The 24,546-nt window shown below is 48.3% G+C and carries 17 protein-coding genes and 1 other annotated feature; of the genes, 15 read left to right on the forward strand and 2 right to left on the reverse strand.

Annotation, left to right across the window (positions count from 1 at the left end; translation table 11 throughout):
- Nucleotides 1–141 precede the first annotated feature (141 nt).
- The 6 genes from AC4PHM_RS01600 (at nucleotide 142) to AC4PHM_RS01625 (ending at nucleotide 6,662) form a co-directional block, all read left to right on the forward strand.
- On the forward strand, nucleotides 142–468 hold the full coding sequence (locus AC4PHM_RS01600; protein WP_492019156.1) for a hypothetical protein: 327 nt from the start codon (nucleotides 142–144) through the stop codon (nucleotides 466–468).
- Nucleotides 469–630: 162 nt separating this feature from the next.
- Nucleotides 631–2,121 carry a vWA domain-containing protein gene (locus AC4PHM_RS01605; protein ID WP_492019157.1) on the forward strand — a complete coding sequence of 497 codons (1,491 nt, stop codon included), beginning with the start codon at nucleotides 631–633 and terminating at the stop codon, nucleotides 2,119–2,121.
- A 34-nt stretch (nucleotides 2,122–2,155) separates the two neighbouring features.
- Nucleotides 2,156–3,733: an ATP-binding protein gene (locus AC4PHM_RS01610; protein WP_492019158.1), complete on the forward strand. Its 1,578-nt coding sequence runs from the start codon at nucleotides 2,156–2,158 to the stop codon at nucleotides 3,731–3,733.
- 48 nt (nucleotides 3,734–3,781) lie between these two features.
- Nucleotides 3,782–5,377, forward strand: a complete 1,596-nt coding sequence (locus AC4PHM_RS01615) for a leucine-rich repeat domain-containing protein (protein ID WP_492019159.1) — start codon at nucleotides 3,782–3,784, stop codon at nucleotides 5,375–5,377.
- A gap of 79 nt (nucleotides 5,378–5,456) precedes the next feature.
- A complete protein-coding gene (locus AC4PHM_RS01620) occupies nucleotides 5,457–5,924 on the forward strand; it encodes a UPF0158 family protein (RefSeq protein ID WP_492019160.1) in 468 nt (155 codons plus the stop codon).
- A 216-nt stretch (nucleotides 5,925–6,140) separates the two neighbouring features.
- The gene (locus AC4PHM_RS01625) at nucleotides 6,141–6,662 is read left to right on the forward strand and encodes a GNAT family N-acetyltransferase (RefSeq protein ID WP_492019161.1); all 522 of its coding nucleotides are present in this window, start codon (nucleotides 6,141–6,143) and stop codon (nucleotides 6,660–6,662) included.
- Nucleotides 6,663–6,733: 71 nt separating this feature from the next.
- On the opposite strand, the gene AC4PHM_RS01630 is transcribed toward AC4PHM_RS01625, so the two are convergent.
- Entirely contained in the window at nucleotides 6,734–7,312 is a 579-nt protein-coding gene (locus AC4PHM_RS01630; RefSeq protein WP_492019162.1) for an RraA family protein, read from the reverse strand.
- A 211-nt stretch (nucleotides 7,313–7,523) separates the two neighbouring features.
- The gene (locus tag AC4PHM_RS01635) at nucleotides 7,524–9,437 is read right to left on the reverse strand and encodes a peptidoglycan-binding protein (protein ID WP_492019163.1); all 1,914 of its coding nucleotides are present in this window, start codon (nucleotides 9,435–9,437) and stop codon (nucleotides 7,524–7,526) included.
- A gap of 319 nt (nucleotides 9,438–9,756) precedes the next feature.
- Between AC4PHM_RS01635 and tdh the strand changes: the two genes are divergently transcribed.
- The 9 genes from tdh to ypfJ all read left to right on the forward strand — a co-directional run bounded on the left by tdh (nucleotide 9,757) and on the right by ypfJ (nucleotide 24,485).
- Nucleotides 9,757–10,782, forward strand: a complete 1,026-nt coding sequence (gene tdh / locus AC4PHM_RS01640; protein ID WP_492019164.1) for an L-threonine 3-dehydrogenase — start codon at nucleotides 9,757–9,759, stop codon at nucleotides 10,780–10,782.
- A gap of 287 nt (nucleotides 10,783–11,069) precedes the next feature.
- Nucleotides 11,070–12,602, forward strand: coding sequence for a histidine ammonia-lyase (gene hutH, locus AC4PHM_RS01645; RefSeq protein ID WP_492019165.1), 1,533 nt, complete (start codon nucleotides 11,070–11,072; stop codon nucleotides 12,600–12,602).
- A 356-nt stretch (nucleotides 12,603–12,958) separates the two neighbouring features.
- Nucleotides 12,959–14,185: a M20 metallopeptidase family protein gene (locus tag AC4PHM_RS01650; protein WP_492019166.1), complete on the forward strand. Its 1,227-nt coding sequence runs from the start codon at nucleotides 12,959–12,961 to the stop codon at nucleotides 14,183–14,185.
- A gap of 189 nt (nucleotides 14,186–14,374) precedes the next feature.
- Complete coding sequence (aspS, locus tag AC4PHM_RS01655) at nucleotides 14,375–16,453, forward strand: aspartate--tRNA ligase (RefSeq protein ID WP_492020440.1); 2,079 nt, start codon at nucleotides 14,375–14,377, stop codon at nucleotides 16,451–16,453.
- A 15-nt stretch (nucleotides 16,454–16,468) separates the two neighbouring features.
- A complete protein-coding gene (gene gatA / locus AC4PHM_RS01660) occupies nucleotides 16,469–17,926 on the forward strand; it encodes an Asp-tRNA(Asn)/Glu-tRNA(Gln) amidotransferase subunit GatA (protein ID WP_492019167.1) in 1,458 nt (485 codons plus the stop codon).
- Nucleotides 17,916–19,355: an Asp-tRNA(Asn)/Glu-tRNA(Gln) amidotransferase subunit GatB gene (gene gatB, locus AC4PHM_RS01665; RefSeq protein ID WP_492019168.1), complete on the forward strand. Its 1,440-nt coding sequence runs from the start codon at nucleotides 17,916–17,918 to the stop codon at nucleotides 19,353–19,355. Before gatA ends, gatB begins: the two co-directional genes overlap by 11 nt.
- Nucleotides 19,356–19,960: 605 nt before the next feature.
- The gene (gdhA, locus tag AC4PHM_RS01670; RefSeq protein WP_492019169.1) at nucleotides 19,961–21,298 is read left to right on the forward strand and encodes an NADP-specific glutamate dehydrogenase; all 1,338 of its coding nucleotides are present in this window, start codon (nucleotides 19,961–19,963) and stop codon (nucleotides 21,296–21,298) included.
- A 353-nt stretch (nucleotides 21,299–21,651) separates the two neighbouring features.
- Nucleotides 21,652–21,910: a binding site (T-box leader), on the forward strand.
- A gap of 114 nt (nucleotides 21,911–22,024) precedes the next feature.
- Nucleotides 22,025–23,401, forward strand: coding sequence for a TrpB-like pyridoxal phosphate-dependent enzyme (locus tag AC4PHM_RS01675; RefSeq protein WP_492019170.1), 1,377 nt, complete (start codon nucleotides 22,025–22,027; stop codon nucleotides 23,399–23,401).
- Between the two features lie 223 nt (nucleotides 23,402–23,624).
- Complete coding sequence (gene ypfJ / locus AC4PHM_RS01680) at nucleotides 23,625–24,485, forward strand: KPN_02809 family neutral zinc metallopeptidase (protein WP_492019171.1); 861 nt, start codon at nucleotides 23,625–23,627, stop codon at nucleotides 24,483–24,485.
- The last annotated feature ends 61 nt before the right edge of the window (nucleotides 24,486–24,546 follow it).

Genomic DNA, 24,546 nt, shown 5'->3' on the forward strand with positions numbered 1-24,546 from the left:
TGACAATGCGCGATAGTTAATGGCATTTCGGAAGTGATTCGACAAAATAATAATCAACACCTAACTTTTTAAATTATGAGTAAGCCTATTGCTTTTGGGCATAATAGAGGCATGACATTTTAACATGAGGAGGCGGGCGATATGAGTCAACCGGAAAAAAAGGACAATACAAGTATGATTCCTTTTGTTTTCAGTGAGGATCAAGACTATGATTTTATGGGCAGCGAGAATATGGAGACGCCCAACTATCTGGAAGTGAGCACGGATACATTTGAACAAGCCTATGATAATGTTATGAATAACCTCAGCAAAATCATTTCCGCTCAGAGCGAAAAGCAGAAGGATGCCGGATTTAAGCTGGATCAAGTCAAACTGAATCTTGAATTTGGCGTGGATGTCGCTTCCGGAAAAATTGGTATTTCTGACAGTGCGAAGATTGAGGTTGTTCTGAAGCCAATTGAGAAATGATTTAATAAAGATGCGAAAAAATTAGGTGGAAAGCCCTGCGTCCGGAAGTCGGACTTGGGGCTTTCTTTTAGGTTTCAAACACTTTACTTCTTTTTGGAAGCGTGATACCGTCATAATAAGAAGGCATGGACAGCTCAGTCAAGAGATAAGGAGGGGGCTTGAATGCAGGAGAAGTTAAGCTCTGAGGCGGCCAAGCTGTCTGCAGAAATTATGAAGCTGACGCGAGATTCACTGATGGTAGCGCTCAGATTCATGGATATGGCCTTATGTCAGCTGGTCCCGATCCCCTTTGACCTGAAGGGATTTGCCTCAGATGGCACCCACTTCTTTTACAATACTCGATATGTACTTGAAACCTATATGAAGGACCGTGACATTTTATCCAGAGATTATCTGCACGTCGTCTTTCACTGGGTGTTCAATCACCCGATCGTGGGAAGAGGCATTGACCGGGAGCGCTGGAACCTGGCGTGTGATATCACTGTGGAAAACCTGATGCTGGAGTTGGGTGTACATAAGACCCCGGACCCGCGCGAGGTTGAAAAACTCGGACACATTGAGGCGCTCAAAAGCAAGCTGGCAGCCATAACGGCTGAGACCCTCTACAGATACTTGGTAGACTCAGATACCGGGGAACGGGAATTTGCCGAACTTAAACAACTCTTTTTAAGAGATGACCACCAAACCTGGTACCTAGAAAATCCCGAGGACCAAGAGAGCAAACCTGAAGAGCAAAGAAACAAAGACCCTGATGAAAATCAAGAAGACCAGAGCCGCCGGCGAGAGCAGAATCAAGACCATGGTGAGGAAGACAGACAGCATGAATCCGTGAAAAATGACCAAACGCAGAGCTCCGACAACACAGAGACTTTAAGAACGCGAATGCCAAGAACCTCAGAGGCGGACCGCCAGGAAGCCTTGGACACCTGGCAAAAAATCAGTGATCGCGTTAAAATGGATATAGAAAATTTTTCGAAAGCCTGGGGGGAACAACCAAACAGCCTGATCCACAACCTGAACGCTCTCCATCGAGAAACCTATGACTACAACGCTTTTCTAAAGCGCTTCGCGGTCCTCGGCGAGGAAATGCAGGTCAACGAAGATGAATATGATTACATATTCTACACCTATGGACTTAAGCTCTATGAGAAGGTGCCGTTGATCGAGCCGCTGGAGTACAGGGAAACCAAGCGGATCAGGGAGTTCGTCATTGCCATTGATACCTCCGGTTCCTGCTCGGGGACCGTGGTGCAGGCGTTCCTCAATAAAACCTACAACATTCTGAAGCAGAGCGAAAATTTTTTCTCGAAGATCAATCTTCATATCCTGCAGTGCGATGACACGCTACAAAAGGATACCAAGATTTCGTCTCAGGCAGAGTTTGATGCATTTCTGAATACCCTCGAACTGCTGGGCGAAGGCGGTACGGATTTTCGACCTGTCTTTCGCTACGTGGATGAGTTGATTGAAGCCGGGGAGTTCGAAAACCTTAAAGGATTACTCTATTTTACCGATGGTTTTGGCACCTACCCCAAACACCCAACCCCATATGACACCGCTTTCGTCTTTTTAGGGGATGAAATCACCAGCCAGATTGATGTTCCGCCCTGGGCCATCAAGCTGGTCTTGCCACCGGAATCATTGATAAATTAAGGCCGCTGGACCAACAGAACAAGGAGTGACGCTCATGAATATCAAAGACGCCAAGACCCAGGTCAAAAACGCGGTCTTCGCCTATCTTTCCAAGGATGAATTCAATGACTACAAAATTCCGGTTGAGAAGCAGCGCCCCATTTTTCTATATGGTGTGCCGGGAATTGGCAAAACCGCAATCATGGAACAGATCGCTGAGGAAATGAGCATTGGACTCGTAGCCTATTCCATGACCCACCACACCCGCCAGAGTGCCCTGGGACTGCCGTTTATTGCCCGAAAAACCTATGGCGGCAAGGAATATGACGTTTCAGAGTATACCATGAGCGAAATCATTGCCAGCATCTATGACACCATGGAAGCATCCGGAGTTCACGAAGGGATCCTTTTCCTGGATGAGTTGAACTGTGTCTCAGAGACGCTGGCCCCGGCTATGCTTCAATTTCTTCAGTTTAAAATTTTTGGACGCCATAAGGTGCCTGATGGCTGGATCATAGTCACCGCAGGCAACCCGCCGGAATATAACAAATCCGTCCGGGAGTTCGACATAGTCACCATGGACCGCATCAAAAAAATAGAAGTGGAACCCAACCTCAAAGTCTGGAAGGAATACGCCTACCAGCAGCAGGTTCACGGTTCGATTCTGTCCTATCTTGAACTGAAGAACCACCATTTCTATTCGGTGGAAACCACTATAGATGGCAAGGCCTTCGTGACAGCCAGGGGCTGGGAAGATCTGTCCAAAATGATACAGCTCTACGAAGGTGCAGGTATTCTGGTAGATGAGCACTTGATTATCCAGTATCTGCAAAATGATAAAATTGCCAAGGACTTTTCGGTGTATTACGATCTCTACAATAAATATAAATCTGACTATCAGATTCGTGAAATATTAGAGGGTAATGCCTCTGAGACACTTCTGGAGCGGGCGGCTGCGGCGCGGTTTGACGAACGCCTGTCCCTTCTGGGGCTCCTTCTGGACGCAGCGACTGCTGAAATGCGTGATACTGTAGAAATGGACAGGGTGATTACTGAGTTAGTCGGACTTCTCAAAGATGTGAAGACAAGGCTTCTGGGAGCCGGGGTCTCATCCTATGTGCCAGAGGGAAACGCGGCACAGACTGCAGCGCCGTTGGCAGCGGATCTCCTTGAGGATGCCATTCGAAGCCAGCAGCAGGCTATGTATAAGGAAAAGATGACTGGCGCGGTATCTCAGGATAGGAAAGCGATCCACCTCAGGATCATTCAGGCGCTGGAAGGATATAAATCAAAATTGGCACTGGAAGCTGCAAATAGTCCTACCGAGGCATTTGCGATCCTGAAGTCCAATTTTGACCAGGACGTGGTTAAACTGAAATCCCGTATTGCGGAAGTTCAAAAAAACCTCGACCACATGTTCGCATTTGTAGACGAGGCTTATGGAGCCGGCAATGAAATTTTGATTCTGGTGACTGAACTCACCGCCAATTGTCACAGTGCCGGGTTTATTGGACAGTTCGGCTGTGAAGCTTATTTCAAGCACAACAAGGCACTTCTGTTCTATGAGCGCCAGCAAGAGATCGTTCAAAAAATTGAAGCTCTTGATACAGCTCTGCACGCGTTGGAGAAATGATTATTGCCTTTTGTTGATTAAATAATCGCGCTTCAAAGGAGGTCGCCTATGGATACGGCAGGTTTTCACGTGGATCAGGAGCAGGGACTTCTGATCCGCTATAAGGGTCATGATCCTCATGTCGTAGTGCCTGAGGGCATCCGCGCTATAGGCGAGTACGCCTTTTCCAACAACAAAGATCTTTACAGTGTAGAGCTCCCGGGGAGTGTAACCGAGCTGGGCAGCTGGGCCTTTGACCGCTGTGAGCGGCTCGGAAGTGTTCATTTGCCGGAAGGACTAGAGACTATAGGCAATAATGCCTTTTATGCGTGCTACAACCTTTCTTCCATACATTTGCCAACCAGCCTGAAGCGGCTCGGGGAGAACGCGTTTTGGGGCTGCATCCATCTTCAAAGTATCGCATTGCCTGAAGGGCTGGAGGAAATCAGCCACTGCGCTTTCAAAATGTGCCTCAGGCTGAAGCGCGTTGAGATTCCTGAAAGCGTCAAAAGCATTGGCCGATGGTCATTTTCAGACTGCGAAAGCCTCGACGGACTGGTGCTTCCAAAAGGCATCCAGCGGATTTCGGATCACGTGCTGAGCGGCTGCAAGTCACTTACCCGCCTGGAACTTCCAGAGGGCATAACACACATTGGTGAATGGTCATTTTCCGGCTGCGTGTCACTTGGCGCTCTAACACTTCCGAGAGGTCTTGAGGAAATTGGAGAATGGGCCTTCAAGGGCTGTGTTGGTCTCCAGTGTATGGAGATTCCTGCGGAAGTCAAACGTATTGGCGCCAATGCCTTTCACTTATGTACCGGTTTAAAGCGCATTGAGGTATCAGGGGACAACCTCTTTTACACGTCAGTGGACGGTGTTTTGATGAATCGGTCTCAGAGTCTGCTGATCAGGCATCCGGTGGCATATGGTGCAGCTGAATACCACATACCTTCTGGTGTGAGACAGATTTCAGACAGGGCATTTGGAGACTGCGTCAGCCTTGAGAAGGTGGAGATCCCTGAAAGCGTCGAGCGCATCGGCGATTTCGCTTTTGAAAACTGCAGGCATCTGAAAGTGGTAAGTTTTCGAAATCATTTGGCGCAGGTGAAGGATGACACCTTCAAAAAGTGCCCGGAGCTGAGACTGCATCTCGGCCATCAGGCTTTTAACGGAGAGGATTTAAACGAGGTGATTCAACGCCACGATGTGGATCCTGAGCGTATTCTGTTTCCTTTTGTGTCAGTGTGGAGCAAAGTCCCGCTCTCCAGAATCACTGAGCTCAAGGCGTGTGTTGAATCGGATGAGTCAGAAATCCGCATTCAGTACAGCGCCTACCAAAGGCTCTTTGAAGTAGTTGACACTATGGATGAAAAGGTGGAACTTGCTCTCAAGCGCATGATCCACTCTGTGGCGCTGACCGCTGAAAACTATGAAATCTATCATCTCTATCTTCGAAATAACCTGAAAAAAAGTGTCTGGCATTTCATGAAACGGCATGATGCACATGCCATGCTTCAACTGATTGAGCATGGCGTGATCCACTCAGACAATATCGATCAGATAATCCAAATGGCCAATACGGGTAAGCACGCGGAAATTGTGGCCATGCTGCTTCAATACAAATATGAGCATTCGAGTTTTGCCGGGGACAAGTACACATTATAGATTAGCGGTGTGGTGAAAGCAGAGCCGATTGAATGCGATTCAATTTCATAAAATACAAGTGGTTGAGGGGGCGTGCAAAATGAAAGTCGATATTGACGCACTTGCCAGTGAACTTGAGATGAGCTTTGACGAACTAGACATGTATTTGGATTTGGAAACCGGCGAGCTGATCATGGTAAGCGATGAAGAGATGAGGCTTGCCATTGATGCAGAGGAGGGGGAAGATTACGCTTCTTATTCGGAATGGGAAAAAGAGGCTATCGAAACAGCTTTAAAAATCCATTTGAATAGTGATCGTTATAAATTGATTCCGAAGATGTCCTCCCATGAAGCCTATGAGATCATGTCTGATTTTTGTTCTACGGTCAAATCTGCGCCCATCAGAGAGAAACTCTATGAGGCACTTGAAGGAAAAGGGCCGTTTCGAAGGTTTAAAGAGTCGGTCTTACATTTTAATATTGAACAGGATTGGTATGCTTACAGGAGTGAGCGGGTCAAGGCGTTCGCGGTGAGCTGGTGTAATGTGAATGGCATCCCTTACGAGTAAGTAAAGCGGTACTGGTGTGAAATGAATAAGACCAAAACTGAGACAAGCCTGCTGGCTGTGGTGAGATCACAATCGGCAGGCTCGTTTTTTATGCAATTTTGTTTATGAATATTGCTTTTTTCTCTTGAAATGATTTTAGGTTTCGTGTATCATTATGCATATCAAATGTATAACTTGTATTATCTGAAAATAAAATCTTTTCCCGGGAGGTGCCTTATGGCTGTGAACACTGTTATGGTAAGACTAGCGACAAAAGAAGATGTGCCTGCGATTCGTCAAATCATGCAGGAAGCCTTTTCCTTCTACGCCATGAAGGTTGGAATCACGACCCCGGGAGCGGTTCAAGCCCTTGATGAAACCTGTGCTGATATCGAGAAGCAGCTGTACGAGAAAATTATCTATGTCGCTGAATGTGACGGCGTAGTAGCCGGCAGCGTGAGACTTGAAGTAATGTCAGACGGCACTGTATATTTCAGCCGTTTTGGCGTTTTGGAGGCCTATAAAGGTCAAAACATTGGCGATCAGCTGATGGAAGCTGTAGACGACTTTATGCATCATCATGGTTATGAGTGTTTGAGTCTGCATACGGCTGCGAGTTTATTGTCCTTGATCAGGTTTTATTATGGCAAAGGTTTTGTGATTGTATCCTCAGACGCGCCGCGTGGCTATACCCGTGCCATGCTGAGCAAGTATTATGAAGGTGTTCAGTCGAAATGCGCAGTTGGCGGCAGCTGGTAGGGATTTGCAGATGTTAAGTTAAAGGAAGTTGGAGCATCATTTGATGTCGCCAACTTCCTTTTTGGTTGCAGTTATTTTGGTGAGGAGATGATTTCCTTTTTAAGGTCGTGATCCGCCTGCCATTTGCGCTGCGCGGCGGCATAGACGGTATGAAAATGCGCTGCAGGGATGACGACAACGCCGTTTTCGTCCCCAACCACAATATCTCCGGGGTGCACATTGAGGCCGCCGCAGCTGACGGGAACCTGAGTTTCGCCCAGTTCGCTGTCAAAGTAGGAGGCGGGCGAAATATATCTGTAAAAGACGGGCAGACCCATTTCGGTGATGCGGTTGACATCTCGGATTGGTCCGTCCACGACGACGCCGCTGACACCTCGCTGAAGGGCCATGGTCGTACGTACATCACCCCAGACAGCGCGGCGTTTGCTGTTGCTGGTGGATATGACAATGACGCTGCCTTCCGGCGCGTTCAGGACTTCATCCATTGTCTTTTTCCCGTTTTCAAAGGGCAGGTGGATGGTAAACGCGGGACCGGCCATTTTCATATTGAAGTGGATCGGGCGGATTTCCACATCCATGACGTTTTCGCCGCGCATTGCGTCGGCCAGTTCTGCGGTGGAAAATTTGCTGAGTAGGTCAGATGTTGTCATTTTTATAACCTCATATCTTTTGAATTGGTGTTGTTGGAATAGGTTGGAGGGTTATTTAAAGATTGTATAAAATATAATGTTTTTTTGAGACTATGTCAATACTCTTAACACGGCTATGACTTATAGTCACAGGTGCTCTCACGATATGAATAAAAAAACGGCCCTGCTGGAATGAGTCCCGCAGGGCCGTTTTTTTAACTTGATTCATTAATTACTGGCCAACAGTAGAAGTTGTGCCTGTAACAGCGCTCTTCTCATCCATAGTAAAGCCAACTGCAGCTTCTGCGCTCATGAAGACAAGGTTTCCGACGATCTTGGAGTTTGTCATCTTGAAGTTAGGAGTGCTGACGTAGACATTGCCGTCAACCGTCGTGTTGACCAATTGGAAGTTTGTGCCTTCAACGTAGACATTACCGTCGAAGATGCCGCCCTGAATGCGGGCATTCGGGCTCTTCACCGTGATGCGCTGAGCAGTCAGAGTGAAGTTTCTGGTAATGTTTTTGTCTGCGTCCTGACTGTAAAGCGCAAGCTTTCTAGCAACTGCAGGAGGCGTTTTAGTGTTTTTGAATTCGCCGTCCATAACCAGTGCTTTATTGACTGCAAGGTCTCTGGAAAGTGAAACAATCCACTTGCCTTCTGTGCCGATACCTTTTTCGAGGTCAGCAACGTTGTTGACGAGAGAAGCGTTTGTAACTGCGTCAACCTGGATCAGGACTTTGCCGCCGCTGACTTTGCTGACTGCGTCCGTTTTGAACGTGTCTTTCGCTTCTTGAGTCATGAAGTAGATTGTACCGTTAATTGTTTGCTTCACAAGGTTGAAGCCTTTAGCGTTGACGTAAACGTCACCGTTAAAAATACCGCCTTGGAAGACAGTGTTCGGGCTGTTGACCCAAACTTTTGGCGCTGTCAGGGTGAAGACGCGCGTAATGTTGCGCTTGTCATCCTGGCTGTAGAAAGCGAGCTTTCTGCGGATAATATCGTTGCCGTTAGCATCTTTCTTGCCGTCTGTGAAAGTGCCGTTGATGACGACTTCTTTATCCGTTTTAATGTCGCGAAGCGCTGCGACGATCCACTTGCCGTCAGATTTGAGACCGGCGATCATAGCGTCTGCGTTGTCAACGAGGGAAGCTGTTGTGACGACGTCAGGCTGAATAAGGATGATTTGACCTGAAACCGTGCTCTTCGCGTCAACTGTTGCGCCATCTTTTGCAGCTTGAGTCGTGTAGTAAACGTTGCCTTCAACTTTTGCATTTGTCAGTTTGAATCCAGCTGCTGAAACGTAGATGTTACCAGTGACCTTAGTACCACGGATCTCTGCGTTTGCAGCGTTGACGTAAACATCACCGACAAAAGCGCCGTTCTGAATGCGGGCGCTTGGGCTTTGAATCGTGAGCTTAGGCGCTTTTAATGTAAAGTTGTCAATGACGTTACGATTCGCGTCTTGAGTGTAAAGCGCGATTTTTCTTGCTTCTTTGCCGTCATCATTGACGAAATTGCCGTCGAGGACGAGCGGTGTAGTGAACGTCAGATCTTTAAGCGCAGCGGCGAGCCAGAAGCCCTCTTTGCCGATTGCTTTTTCAAAGTCTGCGTTATTGTCTACAATTGAAGCGGTTGCGACGGTGTCGACAGCCGGACCAACAGTCTTCTCTTCAGAAGTTGCTGTTCCAGTTGTAACAGGCGCAAGCTTAGCAAGGGTTTTTGGTCCAACAATGCCATCTGCAGCAAGACCGTTAGCGCCTTGGAACGTTCTGACTGCTGCTGCTGTCAGTTTTCCGAAGAAGCCGTCCACTGAAAGATTGTAGCTGAACTTGTTGAGCAGGGTCTGAAGGAGCTTGACATCTTCGCCGAAAGAGCCTTCAACGAGGAGTCTCAGGATGCTCGTGCCATTAGCGGGCGCTGAAACAACAGGAGCTGAAGTGGATGGAGCCGGTGCAGCAGGTTTTGGAGCCGGTGCTGGAGCTGGCTTTGGAGCTGGTGCTGGAGCAGGTGCCGGAGCAGGTGTCCAGTTCGATGCGCCTGTGTTGCCGTCAGTGGCATAAGAGCCGGTAGACGTCACAGCAGGAAGCATTGAGAAGGAAACTGCCGCCGCCATGGTGAGTGCGATGAGTTTTTTGTGTTTAATCATACTGTCCCCCTTGATTTTTTTTGTGAAAAGCCACGCAAGTACTTATGACATTTACTAGTCCTATAGCAGTCATAAAGGTGCGTCATTGCGTTTTATTTTTCACATAGTTACATTATATCAGATGATGTAATTTCGTATATGAATTCATTGTCATTTTTCCGTAAACAATATTTACAAAATAATATTAGACATTAATGTAAATAAATACCTCTTTTTTTATCTTGAAAATATTATGTAATTGTAATAGAATGCTGAATTGTATTAAACCGCAGGATACGATAAAATTAGAGCAGAAATTAATCAAAGGGGATTGAAAATTATGAAAGCTTTAGTTAAAAAGTATGCCAAACCCGGCCTTTGGCTGGATGATGTCGAAATGCCGGAAGTCGGTAAAAATGACGTTCTGATCAAAATCAAGAAGACCTCAATTTGTGGTACGGACATCCATATCTATCAGTGGGATGACTGGTCCCAGAAAACGATTCCAGTACCAATGCACATTGGTCATGAATTTGTTGGCGAAGTCGTTGGTTTCGGCGAAAATGTCTACGACGTCCACATTGGTGAAATTGTTTCCGGTGAAGGTCATCTGGTCTGCGGCCGCTGCCGTAACTGCCTGGCGGGCAGACGTCACCTTTGCATGAACACCAGCGGTGTTGGTGTAAACCGTCCTGGCGCTTTTGCTGAGTATCTTTCTATCCCTGTTACAAACGTTTGGCACTGCGATCCTGAAATCCCCCTCGAGATCCTTTCCAGCTTTGATCCATTTGGTAACGCAGTTCATACAGCGCTCAGCTTTGATCTTCTTGGCGAAGATGTCCTCGTAACCGGCGCGGGTCCTATCGGTATTATGGCTGTGGCAGTCGCGAAGCACGCCGGCGCCCGCAATGTGGTTATTACCGACGTCAATGAATATCGTCTTGAGCTCGCCAGAAAAATGGGGGCTACTCGTGCGGTCAATATCATGGAAACCAAAATTGAAGATGTCATGAAAGAGCTGAAAATGAAGGAAGGCTTTGACGTTGGACTCGAGATGTCCGGCAACGCCGCTGCCCTGAACAGCATGATTAAAAATATGTGCCACGGTGGAAAGATTGCAATGCTCGGAATTCAGCAGCCTGGCACGTCTGTTGACTGGAATACAGTCGTTTTCAATGGCCTCACCATCAAAGGGATTTATGGCCGCGAGATGTACGAGACTTGGTACAAGATGACGGCGCTGCTCCAATCCGGGCTCGACCTGTCGCCAATCATCACGCATCAGTTCCATTACACTGAATTTGAAAAGGCTTTCGAACTGATGGCATCCGGCCAAACGGGCAAAGTTGTACTCAACTGGGATTAATTGAGGTCTTTGACTGCGACATACAGACACATTTGAATAGGGATTGACTTTTGCGACCATCGGCATAGCTTTAAAGTTTTTGTGCCGATGGTCGCTTTATTTCAAAGCCCGCCTTCATGCCGGGCAAATAATTTTAAACTCTCTCAGAAAATTTGACGTATTCTTGACGCTTTATCCCTATACTTTGGGTAAATATTAAAAGTGTCAAGCGGATGCCTTTCGATAGTTATGACGCTAAGTCACTCACAAAATAAAATGAATCCGTCCAGACCAAAGGAGAGAATTACATGTCCAAAATCAGAATTGACGGCAATCAATTGACGATTAACCAGGTTGTTCAGGTAGCGCGGTACGGTTACGAAGTCGAAATCGTTGAATCTGCTCAAGCGGCGATCACGCGTTCCAGGGAAATCGTCGACCGGTTCGTCGAAGAGAAGCGTAATGTCTATGGCATCACAACAGGTTTTGGCAAGTTTTCTGATGTGCCAATCTCCAAGGAAGAGACCAAAGAGCTCCAGCGCAACCTGATCATCAGCCACGCATGCGGTGTGGGACCGTTTTTAAGCGAAGAAATCTCAAGAGCCATCATGCTGCTGCGGGTCAACGCGCTTTCAAAAGGATATTCCGGCATTCGCCTTTCTACGGTAATGACGCTGGTTGAGATGATCAACAAAGGGGTTACGCCTTTGGTGCCTGAAAAGGGCTCCCTTGGTGCCAGCGGGGATTTGGCGCCGCTCTCTCACATGGTTCTGGTTATGCTTGGTCTGGGCGAAGCGCTCTATAAAGGCGAGCAGCTTTCCGGTGCTGAAGCTATGTTGCGTGCTGGCATCCCTGTCGTCGAGCTGACCTCCAAAGAAGGGCTTGCGCTCATCAACGGCACTCAGGTTATGACAGCCGTAGGCTGCATCACAGTCTATGATGCCATGAACGCATTCAAAATGGCGGATATCACCGCTTCTATGACCATGGAAGCGCTGAATGCAGTCACGGACGCGTTTGATCCGCGCCTTCATGCCGTCAGACCGCATCAGGGACAAATGGATACAGCTGCGAACTTGCTCAGACTCCTTGGGGGCAGCGGGCTGACGACACGTCAGGGCGAAATCCGCGTTCAGGATGCTTATGCGCTGCGCTGTGTACCTCAGATCCATGGTGCGAGCAAGGATGCGCTCAAGTTTGTCAAAGAAAGAGTTGAGATTGAGATCAACTCTGTGACGGATAACCCAATTATCTTCCCGGATGACGACGCGGCTATTTCAGGCGGCAATTTCCATGGTCAGCCTGTCGCAATGGCATTTGACTTCCTCGGTATCTGCATTGCTGAAATTGCCAACTCCAGCGAGCGCAGAATCGAGAGACTCGTCAATCCGCAGCTCAGCGGACTTCCGGCATTCCTCACACCAAACGGCGGCTTGCACTCAGGCTTCATGATCGCACAGTACAGCGCTGCTGCGCTGGTTTCTGAAAATAAAGTTCTGGCACATCCAGCCAGCGTGGACTCCATTCCTTCCTCTGCGAACCAGGAAGACCACGTCAGCATGGGTACAATCGCGGCCAGAAAGGCCAGAGACATTCTGACCAACACCATTCATGTCCTTGCAGTCGAGCTGCTTGCTGCGGCACAGGGCATTGAATTCAAGGATCCGGGCAAGCTCGGAAAAGGTACTGCGGCTGCCTTCGAGGTTGTACGTGCGTCTGTGCCTAAGTGGGTGGAAGACCGCGAAATGTACATTGACCTTCGTAAAGGTGAAGCCCTCGTCCGAAGTGAAGAGGTTGTCAAAGCTGTTGAAGCTGCAATTGGTGAGCTTAAACTGGTATAGTGGATATGAAACAGGCAAGAAAAAGGCGTGTCACGCCAATTTCTTGCCTGTTTTTCTTTTTGAAGAGGATTAATTCAATGTCAAAAAAGCCTCACTTGGTAAAAATGATTTTACAGATTGAGTCGCCAATACGGATTCAGCCAAAGGTCTTTTGAATCTGAACCTGCCTGTCTGGCGGTTCATTCCTGAGGAATATAGTGTTTGCAACAGGCAGCTTTAAAAATTGAAAGTTTAAAAATTTGTCGTCATGTGGCATATTTTTTGCATAAAGATAATATAACTTCATTTGTGTACAAAAGTGAATCTATGGAGAAGAACAGGTCAGATGAACCCAAATTGAATTGGAGGCTTACGCTATGAAAGGTATTATCGACGCTGCAAAGGCAGTTGAGAGCAAGATTATTGAAAACAGACATGCGCTGCATCAAATCCCTGAGATTGGATTCGATCTCCCTGCAACGGCTGCTTATATTAAAAAACAATTGATGGAAATTGGGATCGAACCTGAGGATTGCGGCGGGACAGTGGCGCAGTACGTAAGAGAAAAATTTCATTCAGCTGGTTTTCCGGATATGGCCAATTGCACCGGAATTACAGCGACTATTGGACAAGGAGAGCCCTGTATTTTGCTGAGAGGTGACATGGATGCGCTGCCTATGAAGGAAACCTCAGGATTATCTTTTGCTTCCCAAAACAATTTCGCTCATACATGCGGTCATGACAGTCATTCTGCCATGCTTCTCGGAGCGGCAAGGATTCTCAAATCCAGGGAATCCGAATTGAAGGGCACAGTCAAACTTATGTTTCAGCCGGGCGAGGAGCTTGGGTACGGATCCAAGCTGATGATCGACGCCGGACTCATGGAAAATCCGAAAGTCGATGCCGCACTCGCCATACATGTCATGTCGGATATTGAGGCGGGGCAGGTGCAGTATGTCAAAGGGATTACCTCTGCTGCCATGGACACCTATATGCTGAAAATAAAAGGCAAAGGCGGCCACAGCTCCATGCCGCATAAAGCCGTAGATCCCAACATGATCATGACACAACTGTATACGGCCCTGAACCTGCTTCCTGGTCGCGAGGTCGATCCTCAGGAAACAGTCATCCTGACAGCGGGCAAGGCCGCTGGCGGTTCTGCTGCAAATATCATTCCGGACACTGCTGAGCTGCAGGTCGGCATCAGATCCTACAATAGAGAAGCCAGGTCTCATATGCTGCAAAGGGTGCCGGAGATGATTGACCATTACGTAAAGGCATGGCGCGGTGAGGTTGACATAGTGAAGTTTACAACACCTTCGACTTACAATGATCCTAACCTGTGTAATACTTTATTGCCGTTCGTTCAAGAAGCGGCAGGCGCGGAACAGGTTGTCGAAGTGACAAAACCGCTCCCGGGCTCAGAAGATTTCAGCTACGTCAGCGACCTTGTACCCGGACTGTTCCTCATGCTTGGCGCGGGTAAACCCGGCGCGTACCCAATGCATAATCCGAACATGGTGCTGGATGAATCGGTTTTCGCGACGGGATCTGCCATTTATGCGAACTGTGCTGCAGGGTGGCTTGAAGCTAACGCAAAATAAAGATTTTTACAGATGGCTACGGTCGTGACCTCAATCTGGGGGAAGCTGTTTTAGAAGCTCAATAAAAGGATATATATACTTTAATTCGGGGTGGGGGATCTGTTAAGGTGCCCTGCCTCTTTTTATTGGATGAGAAAAAGGAAAGTTAATTGAAAGGAGGGTATCAGCTTGGCGGAGACACTTGGCACCATGAAACGCAGTCATTACTGTGGTGAAATCAGAGAAACGGACATAAACTCAAAAGCTGTCATGATGGGGTGGGCGCAGCGCAGGCGCGATCTTGGCGGTGTCATATTCATTGATCTGAGAGATCACACAGGCCTTGCGCAAATCGTCATAGATGCGAAAAATGTGGACGAAGCGGATTTTGTCAAAGCAGAGCGTATTCGGAGTGAATATGTCATTGCAATTGAAGGTGTGATTGAGAAGCGTGATCCAGAAACGGTCAATCCGCTGCTGGAAACAGGTATGGTGGAACTGAGGGCGAGTAAGCTCAAAATCCTGTCAGAGGCCAAAACGCCGCCTTTCGCCATTGAAGAAAAGAGCAGTGTACGCGAAGAACTGCGGCTCAAGCACAGATATTTGGACCTCAGGCGGCCGGACCTCTTACATAATTTGAAAATGCGTCAGAAAATGACCCAGGCAGTGCGGGAATTTTTAATGGGGCAGCGCTTTCTTGAAGTCGAGACACCGGTGCTGACCAAGAGTACACCGGAGGGTGCCAGAGACTATCTGGTGCCAAGCCGCGTTTTCAAAGGCAGCTTTTATGCCTTGCCCCAGAGTCCGCAGATCTACAAGCAGCTCCTTATGGTGGGCGGGGTAGACCGGTACTTTCAGGTGGCACGCTGTTTTCGGGACGAAGACCTCAGGGCGGACCGTCAGCCGGAGTTCACCCAGGTGGACATGGAAATGAGTTTCGTGGATGAAGTGGAGATAGAGTCTCTTCTTGAAACATTATTCGCTTCGGTGTTTAAAACAGTGCTTGGGAAGGATATTTCGGTGCCTATGCGCCGGATGACCTGGCTGGAAGCTATGGACAAGTATGGCGTCGATAAGCCAGACCTTCGTTTTGGTATGGAAATTGTTGATCTGACGGATATAGCTGCGTCCTGCAGCTTTGAAGTCTTCAGGAAAGTCACCGCGTCCGGCGGCGTCGTTCGGGCGATCAATGCCAAGGGTTATGGCGATTTGACGAGAACGGAAATTGAATTTCTCACAGAGAAGGCGGTATCCTACGGCGGAAAAGGTATGGCGTGGATCTCGATTCGAGAAAACGGAGAGCTTTATTCTGTGCTGACTAAGTTCTTTAAAAAAGAAGAACTCGACGACATGATAGAGCGTCTGGATGGAAAACCCGGTGATTTCATAATTTTCAGCGCAGACAGGCTGGAGGCAGTCAGGGCGATACTGGGAAGTCTGCGCCTTGATCTGGCGGACCTCAGGCATTTGAGACGAAAAGACGATTTTGCGTTTCTTATAGTGACGGACTTTCCTCTCCTGGAGTGGGACGCCCAGGAAAATCGCTATGTGGCCATGCACCATCCTTTCACCATGCCGGTGGAAGCGGATTTGCCGATTTTGGAGAAAGAGCCCCTCAAGGTCCGAGCCAAAGCCTATGATGTGGTACTGAACGGCGTTGAGCTGGGGAGCGGCAGTATCAGGATCCACCAGAGAGAGCTTCAGAAGAGGATGTTTAAGCTTCTTGGCTTTTCTGAAACCAGCGCTCAGGAACGCTTTGGGTTTATGCTGGACGCGTTTCAGTATGGCGCACCGCCCCACGGTGGGTTTGCTTTTGGTCTGGATCGTCTGATGATGTTGGTGGTGGGTGCAGACAGCATTCGGGATGTCATTGCGTTTCCGAAGATGCGGGACGGATCCTGCGCTATGAGTCAAAGTCCGTCGAGGGTCAGTCAGAGTCAGCTCAAGGAACTGGATTTGCTTTCCGGTTCCAAGGATTACATCCATGTAGAGCCTGAAAAGCCGTTGGTGTCTGAAGAGGATGTTGATTATGTTGCTGCTCTGGCGCGGCTTGAACTGAACGAAGAGGAAAAAGAGGAGCTGACGAGAAACCTCCGGGATATTATTGCTTTTGCAGACAAGTTGAATGAATTGGATGTCTCAGGGCTGGACCCAATGGCCCATGTCATGCCAATTGAAAATGTCTTCAGGGCGGATTTTCAGGGGATTTCAGATGACCGTGAACTGATTCTGAAGAGCGCACCTGCACAAAAGGATGGCTGCTACTTCGTGCCTAAGGCTGTAGAATAGGAGGTGTCAGAGCTTATGAAAAAAATGAATGAATTTTCACTTGCTGAGAGCCTTTCGCTTCTCGGCAAAAAAGAGATCTCCAGTCAAGAGCTCGTGAGCGCCTGTTTCGATCAGATCGACCGAGTGGATGCGGAGGTTGGCGCATGGATTACCTTGGACCGGCAGGGTGCGTTGCGTCAGGCGGCGCGGATCGATGACCATCGGCTAAAAGGTCTGGCACTTGGACCTTTGGCTGGCGTGCCTGGGGGACTGAAGGACAATTTGTGCACGACGACCATGCCGACGACGTGTGCTTCCAAGATGCTGGTTCAATATACCTCGCCTTTTGACGCGACGGTCGTTGAGAAGCTCGCCGGTGCAGATGCGGTGATCTTGGGGAAATTGAATATGGACGAGTTTGCCATGGGTTCCTCTACGGAGAATTCGTACATAAAGCCGGTACGAAACCCGGTTGATCTGACGAGGGTACCCGGGGGCAGTTCAGGTGGTTCAGCGGCGGCGGTGGCGTCTTCGCAGGCTGCGTTTACACTGGGATCGGATACTGGGGGTTCGATTCGCCAGCCGGCAGCTTTTTGCGGTGTGGTGGGTTTGAAGCCAACCTATGGTGCAGTGTCGAGATATGGGTTGGTGGCCTTCGCGTCTTCTCTGGATCAGATTGGGCCATTGACGCGGGATGTGACGGATCTTGCCCATGTCATGAATGTTTTGGTTGGGCATGATTCAAGGGATTCCACGTCCGCGCCGGTGGCGTGGCCGGATTTCAGAGACAGCCTGATGACGGATGTGAAGGGCATGAAAATTGCGCTGCCGAGAGAGTATTTTGGAAAAGGATTGAATCCGGAGGTCAAGGCGGCTGTATTGGAAGCGGCGCGGCGTTTTGAACTGCTTGGTGCAGATGTGGACGAAGTCAGCGTTACGACTATGGAATACGCGCTCCCTGCGTATTATTTGATTTCCTCTGCAGAGGCTTCGTCGAATCTGGCGAGGTTTGACGGCGTGCAGTATGGCTATAGGGCAGATGACTTTGAGGATCTGAGGGACTTGTATGTCAAAACGCGAAGCCAGGGCTTCGGGAAAGAGGTCAAGCGCAGGATTTTATTGGGTACCTATGCCTTAAGCTCGGGCTATTATGACGCCTATTACAAAAAGGCCCAGCAAGTCAGAGGTTTGATCCGCAAAGAATTCAGCGATTTATTCAGGACCTATGACCTGATCTTGTCGCCTGTGACGCCTACCACTGCCTGGAAGTTGGGGGAGAAAAGCAAAGACCCGCTGGAGATGTATATGGAGGATATCTATACGGTGCCTATCAATATCGCTGGCGTTCCGGCCATTTCAGTACCCTGCGGTAAGGACTCTGGCGGAATGCCTATTGGCATGCAGCTGATAGGAAAGCCTTTTAATGAGAAGACACTGATTCGTGCAGCGTATACCTTTGAACAATCGGTTGGGGGGTGGCGACATGACGGCTAAGGACTTTGAAGTGGTCATGGGGCTTGAGGTGCACGTGGAACTCAAGACGTCGACTAAAATATTCTGCGGCTGTTCAACGGCTTTTGGCGCACCGCCCAACACGCAGGTTTGCAGGGTGTGTCTCGGACTTCCTGGGGCGCTTCCGGTGCTGAATGAGAAAGTAGTGGACGCCGCTATAAAAGCGGGTATAGCGACCAACTGCGAGATCACGGCGTATGGCAAGCAGGACAGAAAGAACTATTTTTACCCGGATCTTCCAAAAGCTTACCAAATCAGTCAATATGATCTGCCGCTATGCCATGGAGGCTACATTGATGTGGAGGTGCGTGGTGAGACCAGAAGGATTGGCATCACCCGCATTCATATTGAAGAGGATGCCGGAAAATTGATTCACGATAGTGAAGGAACGCTGATTGATTATAACCGCGGCGGAGTCCCGTTAATTGAAATTGTCTCAGAACCAGACTTCCGAAGCGCGCAGGAGGTGGAGGCTTACCTGAGGAAACTCAGGGCGATCCTGATTTACGCGGGGATCTCGGACTGCAAAATGAACGAAGGTGCCTTTCGATGCGATGTCAACTTGTCGGTCAGACAGCGCAGCAGCTCGGAATATGGCATCCGAACGGAAATGAAAAATCTGAATTCCTTCAATTTTATTCAGAAGGCCATTGAGCATGAGGCTCAGAGGCAGATTGCCCTGGTCACTTCCGGAGGCAAGGTCGTTCAGGAGACGCGGCGTTGGGATCAGACCGCGGGAAAATCAATTTCCATGAGGACGAAGGAAGACGCGCATGATTACAGGTATTTCCCGGATCCGGATCTGATGCCTATTGTCGTCTCAAGTGAAAGGATCTCCAATTTGACTTTGGAACTTCCGCAGATGCCGGATGAGCGAAAAGCCCATTATATCCAGCACTATGGACTCAGTGCCTATGATGCAGAACAGTTGGTATCCTCCAGAGCTATCGCAGACTATTTTGAACAGGCTGCAATAGGCTGCAGCAACGTCAAACTCCTTTCCAATATCATGACGACAGAGATCTTCAGGCTTCTGGGGGATCAGGAAGGGGAAGAAAGCGTGCCGGCTTTTGATGCAGCAGATCTAAGAGACTTGGTGAATCGCATTGAGGATGGAACCATCCATATGGGCATTGGAAAGAAGGTTCTTTCTTTTATGTGGACGGTCGGAGGGCATCCGGATATGATCATTAATGCCCAGGATCTTAAGCAGATTAGTGATCCGGAGTTTTTAAAGCCGGTCGTCACTGAGGTCGTTGAAGCGAATTGGAAAGCTGTTCTTGAATTTTTGGATGGTAAAGATAAGGCATTTCAATCTTTAGTGGGTCAAGTTATGGCGAAGACTAAAGGTAAAGCCAATCCTAAATTGGTCACCGAATTGTTGGAAAGCGCGATTCGAAGTAAGAAATAGATTTGGGAAATCAAGTCGTTTTTCTGTCGATTTACAGCGATAGCGGATATTTGCCGGAGTTTTCTCGAAGATTAGGCAGAATTGTTGAAGGCTTGTTGAAAAAATTGAAAAGTGCCGCTATGCGGCATCGATCCGAACGTTAAATCTGTTAAAGAGATAACGTTCGGATTTTTTGTTTCTGGATTTCAACTTTATAAAATACGCGAAAAGAGATTTTATAATAAAATTGGGCACCTGGATGCCGCTGATTTCAAATTGTTTATACAATCACGCTGAAAAAATGAATATTATAAAATTGCAAATTTCATAATTTGAATTATTAGATAATTCGACCTACGAATATAATTGCGTTTATGCATTATCGTATACAATTATTTGGATTTCTAAAAAAATAAGAAAACGTGCGTCATGTTTTCAACGTTGTTTTGAAAAACGACTCAATTTCAAGGGTTTTGAGGACGTGTACCTTCAAAAAGACAAAGTATTCTGTCAAATCTCTATTGACTTATTCGTGTTTCACTATTAAAATCAATAACTAATCAAGCAGTATTCGAGTGATAATTATACAACGTCGGATACGTAAAATTGAATGGAGGTTTTATAAAATGAATTATGTTGAAAAGGCACTTGCAAATGTGAAAAAGAGAAACGCAAACGAGCCGGAATTCATACAAGCAGTTGAAGAGGTGTTTATGTCCATTGCCCCGGTCATTGAACAAAGACCGGATTATGTAGAAGCGAACATTCTTGAAAGAATGACTGAACCTGAGAGAACGATCATCTTCAGAGTGCCTTGGGTGAATGACAAAGGCGAATTAATCATCAACCGTGGTTTTAGAATTCAATTCAACGGTGCACGTGGTCCTTATAAAGGCGGACTTCGCTTCCATCCTACTGTTAACCTTAGTATTCTCAAATTCCTGGGCTTCGAACAAACCTTCAAAAACACATTGACAGGCAGACCGATTGGCGGCGGTAAAGGCGGATCGGATTTTGATCCAAAAGGAAAGAGCGACAAAGAGATTATGCGTTTCTGCCAAAGCTTCATGACAGAGCTCTACAGACATATCGGTCCTGACGTTGACGTTCCGGCTGGGGACATTGGTGTAGGCTCAAGAGAAATTGGTTTCCTCTATGGTCAGTACAAGAGAATTCGCGGCGCTTATGAAGGCGGCGTTCTCACTGGCAAGCATCTTCAATACGGCGGTTCTTTTGTCAGAACAGAAGCAACCGGTTATGGGCTGCTTTATTTGACGAAAGCTATGTTTGATCACCACAATATCCCTATGAAAGATAAAGTCGCCGTCATCTCCGGCTCTGGCAATGTCGCGCTCTATGCCGCTCAAAAGGCTATAGAGTTTGGTATAAAGGTCGTCGCAATGAGTGACTCTTCCGGTTATGTTTATGATGCTGAAGGCATTGATCTCCCTTACATGATTGATCTTAAAGAAGTCAAGAAGGGAAGAATAAGTGAATACGTCAAGACACATCCGAAAGCCCAATATGTAGAAGGTTGGGAAAATATCTGGAATGTTAAATGTGATATCGCGTTCCCTTGCGCGACTCAAAATGACATTACGCTGGAAATCGCTGAAAAGCTTGTTGCGAACGGAACTATTGCAGTGGCGGAAGGTGCGAATATGCCTACTACGAACGAAGCGCTCGAGTACCTCAAGCAAAACGGTATCCTGATCACGCCTGCAAAAGCCAGCAACGCAGGCGGCGTCGCAATCTCATCTGTTGAGATGACTCAAAACTCTATGCGCCAAAACATGACTTTCGAAGAGGTGGACAACATCCTCAAGGACATCATGATGACCATTCATACGGATTGTGTTGAAGCCGCTCAGCAATACGGCTTTGGTTACGACCTCGTAGCAGGTGCCAATATTTCCAGTTTTATGAAAGTCGCAGACGCTATGCTGCTTCAAGGCGACTACTAAAACCGTCGATCTCATCATTTTGAGGGCCGCCCGGATTCCCCTGGATCTGGGCGGTTTTTATCAAGCTGGTTATCAAGTTGGTGACGCGGACAGGTTTTGATTTGGTGACGCGGACAGGTTTTGATTTGGTGACGCGGACAGGTTTTGATTTGATGACGCGGACGGGTTTTGAAATGGGGCCAGAGCTTGGTGTAAATTTACACTTTTGAATCGAATGTAACGTTCATTGAAACTCGGTGTCAGACACCGAGTTTCACATTCAAATTAATTTCAAACGTTCAAAATAGTTGGAAAATTTCATGTTATTACTTGACAATATTTCGAGGACCGAGTAAGATAACTCCAATACAAATTTTAAACCGTCGATCAAGAGGAGTACATGTCAGGCTTAACTTTCAGAGAGCCGCAAAATGGTGGGATTGCGGCAGCGCAGGCGACATGGAATGGACTTGTGAGGGTGGCGCGAACAGCATGGTCAAATAAACCAAAGCTCAGTAGCAGCCAACGGGATCTCCACCCGTTATCCAGAGAGCACGCATGTTGGTGCGTGAATGAGTGGGTCTTTTCAGACCAATTCGGGTGGTACCGCAGGAAATAACTCTTGTCCCTTAGCTTAAGGGGCAGGAGTTTTTGTTTTATCCGGAATTCCCGGGCCAGCCTATAACCAACGAGACGTGAAGTAAACTTATAGAAGCATCAATAATGCGAAAGAGAGGCGACTTGATCATGACTGTCAAAAAAACTGTACCTTACAAAACTTATCTCACTGAAGAGGAAATGCCGAAGAGTTGGTATAACCTGAGAGCGGATATGAAAGAGCAGCACGCGCCCTTCCTGAATCCCGGCACGCTGGAGCCCATTCAAGCGGCTGATCTTTATCCGGTCTTCGCTGAAAAGCTGGCGGACATTGAAATGGACGAGACCACACCTTACATAGCGATCCCGGAAGACGTTCAAAATTTCTACAAGATGTTCAGACCATCGCCGCTCGTCAGAGCTTATGAGCTCGAGAAGCTGCTGGGGACACCGGCGAAAATCTATTATAAATTTGAAGGCAACAATACCTCAGGCAGCCATAAGCTCAATGCCGCTGCGGCTATGGCCTATTATGCCAAGGAACAAGGGCTTAGCGCCCTGACAACGGAAACAGGGGCGGGTCAGTGGGGAACTGCTCTTGCCGTAGCGTGTGCCCATTACAAGCTGGATCTGACGGTCTTTATGGTCAAAGTCTCCTTTGATCAGAAGCCGTTCAGAAAAGCTGTCATGGAAACCTATGGAGCCAACATCATTCCAAGTCCGTCAACGACAACAGCAGTTGGAAGAGCTATTCTCGAGAAAAACCCTGAAACCGGTGGAAGCTTGGGCTGCGCCATTTCTGAAGCTATTGAAGCGTCCATGAAGGATGATGAGTGCCGTTATGCCCTAGGCTCCGTACTGAATCAAGTTCTGGTGTTTCAATCTGTCATTGGACTTGAAACCAAGATTGCCATGGACAAGCTCGGCGAATATCCGGATGTGATCGTGGGCTGTGCAGGCGGCGGTTCCAATATTGGCGGTTTAATGGCCCCGTACATGCAGGACAAATTGACGGGGAAAAAGAATCCTCGAATAGTCGCCGTTGAACCTGCGTCTTGTCCTTCCCTGACCAGAGGCAAATATGCCTATGACTTCTGCGATACAGGTCGAATCACACCGCTCGCCAAAATGTATACCCTGGGCAGCGACTTCATGCCGGCGCCAAACCATGCCGGCGGACTGCGCTACCATGGCATGTCCCCAATTCTGTCCAAGCTTTATCACGATGGATACATGGAGGCGATCTCTGTCCCGCAGTCAGAGGTATTTGAAGCCGCAGTTGCCTTTGCGAAATGCGAACAAATCCTGCCGGCACCTGAATCCTCACATGCAATCTATGGCGCGGTACAGGAAGCCCTCAAATGCAAGGAGACCGGAGAAGCGAAAACGATCCTCTTTGGTTTGACAGGTACCGGTTATTTTGACCTTCAGGCCTATGCTAATTTCAATGCAGGCAATATGTCGGATTACATCCCGACTGATGCGGATCTGAAACAAGGTTTTGATGGCCTGCCGAACATTGGATAGTCATTACTCTGGTGAAAAAATCATAACCAAGTCGCCGGCCTGAAAATCCCGCTTTAGTCCGGTAAATAAAATGGTGCTGAATGGAGGACTGTGAACTTCGACTTCCATCGGCACCATTTCCCTGTTTTTTGGGACAATAAATTTCCATTGGGTATTATAATTCTTGAAGGCATTAAAACGCCGGCAGCAACATGGAACAAGATTAAGTCGGGGGGGGAACGTTATGCGTTGGCAGGGCAGACGTGGCAGCAGCAATGTGGAAGACAGGCGTGGCGCAGGGGGCGGTGCAAGAGGCGGCGGTGGCAAAGCCATAGGCGGCGGCTTCGGTATCCTCCTGATCATCATAGTAGCGCTCCTGGGCGGGGATCCGGGCCAGATCCTCGGCACCACGGATATTTTGGGACCGGGTTCAGATCAGGCCTACGAAGCGACTCAGGAGGAGCAAGAGCTGGCGGAGTTTGTCTCCGTTGTCTTGGCGGATACGGAAGTCGTGTGGAATCAAATTTTCGAAGAGTCCGGCCTGGGTGACTATGAGGAACCGGGTCTGGTGCTTTACTCCGGTTATGTGGATTCCGCCTGTGGTACCGCGGGTGCCTCAACCGGACCATTCTATTGTCCGGCAGACAACAAAGTCTACATTGATCTGAGCTTCTATGAAGAGCTGAGAACGAAGTTTAAGGCTCCGGGGGATTTCGCCATGGCCTATGTCATAGCCCACGAAGTCGGCCATCACGTGCAGAACCAGCTGGGGATCCTCCAGCAGGTCCAGGATCTGCGCACCAAGCTCAGCGAAGCAGACTACAACGAGTACCAGGTGCGGCTCGAGCTGCAGGCCGACTATCTCGCCGGTGTTTGGGCCAATCACGTCAAGGGCATGGGCTACCTGGAAGAAGGCGATTTGCAGGAAGCCATGAACGCCGCCAGTGCCGTTGGCGACGACCGGATCCAGATGCAGAGCAGGGGTTATGTCGTACCGGACAGCTTCACCCACGGCACGTCTGAACAGCGTCAGCGCTGGTTCTACAAGGGATTTGAATCCGGGGATCTCAGCAGCGGCGACACTTTCAACACCAACGATTTATAAACAAGTAAAAGGGGAACACCTTCAGCGAAAGCCATAATTTAGACTTCCTGCTGACTGTGTT

It is taken from the genome of Acidaminobacter sp. QWL-03 (assembly GCF_058683855.1).

Bases quoted from the DNA above. Each gene is read 5' to 3' on its own strand.
- gdhA (WP_492019169.1), top strand. From the start codon at position 19,961: ATGAATTATGTTGAAAAGGCACTTGCAAATGTGAAAAAGAGAAACGCA.
- gatA (WP_492019167.1), top strand. From the start codon at position 16,469: ATGAAAAAAATGAATGAATTTTCACTTGCTGAGAGCCTTTCGCTTCTC.
- AC4PHM_RS01620 (WP_492019160.1), top strand. From the start codon at position 5,457: ATGAAAGTCGATATTGACGCACTTGCCAGTGAACTTGAGATGAGCTTT.
- AC4PHM_RS01675 (WP_492019170.1), top strand. From the start codon at position 22,025: ATGACTGTCAAAAAAACTGTACCTTACAAAACTTATCTCACTGAAGAG.
- AC4PHM_RS01630 (WP_492019162.1), bottom strand. From the start codon at position 7,312: ATGACAACATCTGACCTACTCAGCAAATTTTCCACCGCAGAACTGGCC.
- AC4PHM_RS01610 (WP_492019158.1), top strand. From the start codon at position 2,156: ATGAATATCAAAGACGCCAAGACCCAGGTCAAAAACGCGGTCTTCGCC.
- ypfJ (WP_492019171.1), top strand. From the start codon at position 23,625: ATGCGTTGGCAGGGCAGACGTGGCAGCAGCAATGTGGAAGACAGGCGT.
- AC4PHM_RS01615 (WP_492019159.1), top strand. From the start codon at position 3,782: ATGGATACGGCAGGTTTTCACGTGGATCAGGAGCAGGGACTTCTGATC.
- tdh (WP_492019164.1), top strand. From the start codon at position 9,757: ATGAAAGCTTTAGTTAAAAAGTATGCCAAACCCGGCCTTTGGCTGGAT.
- AC4PHM_RS01600 (WP_492019156.1), top strand. From the start codon at position 142: ATGAGTCAACCGGAAAAAAAGGACAATACAAGTATGATTCCTTTTGTT.
- gatB (WP_492019168.1), top strand. From the start codon at position 17,916: ATGACGGCTAAGGACTTTGAAGTGGTCATGGGGCTTGAGGTGCACGTG.
- aspS (WP_492020440.1), top strand. From the start codon at position 14,375: ATGAAACGCAGTCATTACTGTGGTGAAATCAGAGAAACGGACATAAAC.
- AC4PHM_RS01625 (WP_492019161.1), top strand. From the start codon at position 6,141: ATGGCTGTGAACACTGTTATGGTAAGACTAGCGACAAAAGAAGATGTG.
- hutH (WP_492019165.1), top strand. From the start codon at position 11,070: ATGTCCAAAATCAGAATTGACGGCAATCAATTGACGATTAACCAGGTT.
- AC4PHM_RS01650 (WP_492019166.1), top strand. From the start codon at position 12,959: ATGAAAGGTATTATCGACGCTGCAAAGGCAGTTGAGAGCAAGATTATT.
- AC4PHM_RS01635 (WP_492019163.1), bottom strand. From the start codon at position 9,437: ATGATTAAACACAAAAAACTCATCGCACTCACCATGGCGGCGGCAGTT.
- AC4PHM_RS01605 (WP_492019157.1), top strand. From the start codon at position 631: ATGCAGGAGAAGTTAAGCTCTGAGGCGGCCAAGCTGTCTGCAGAAATT.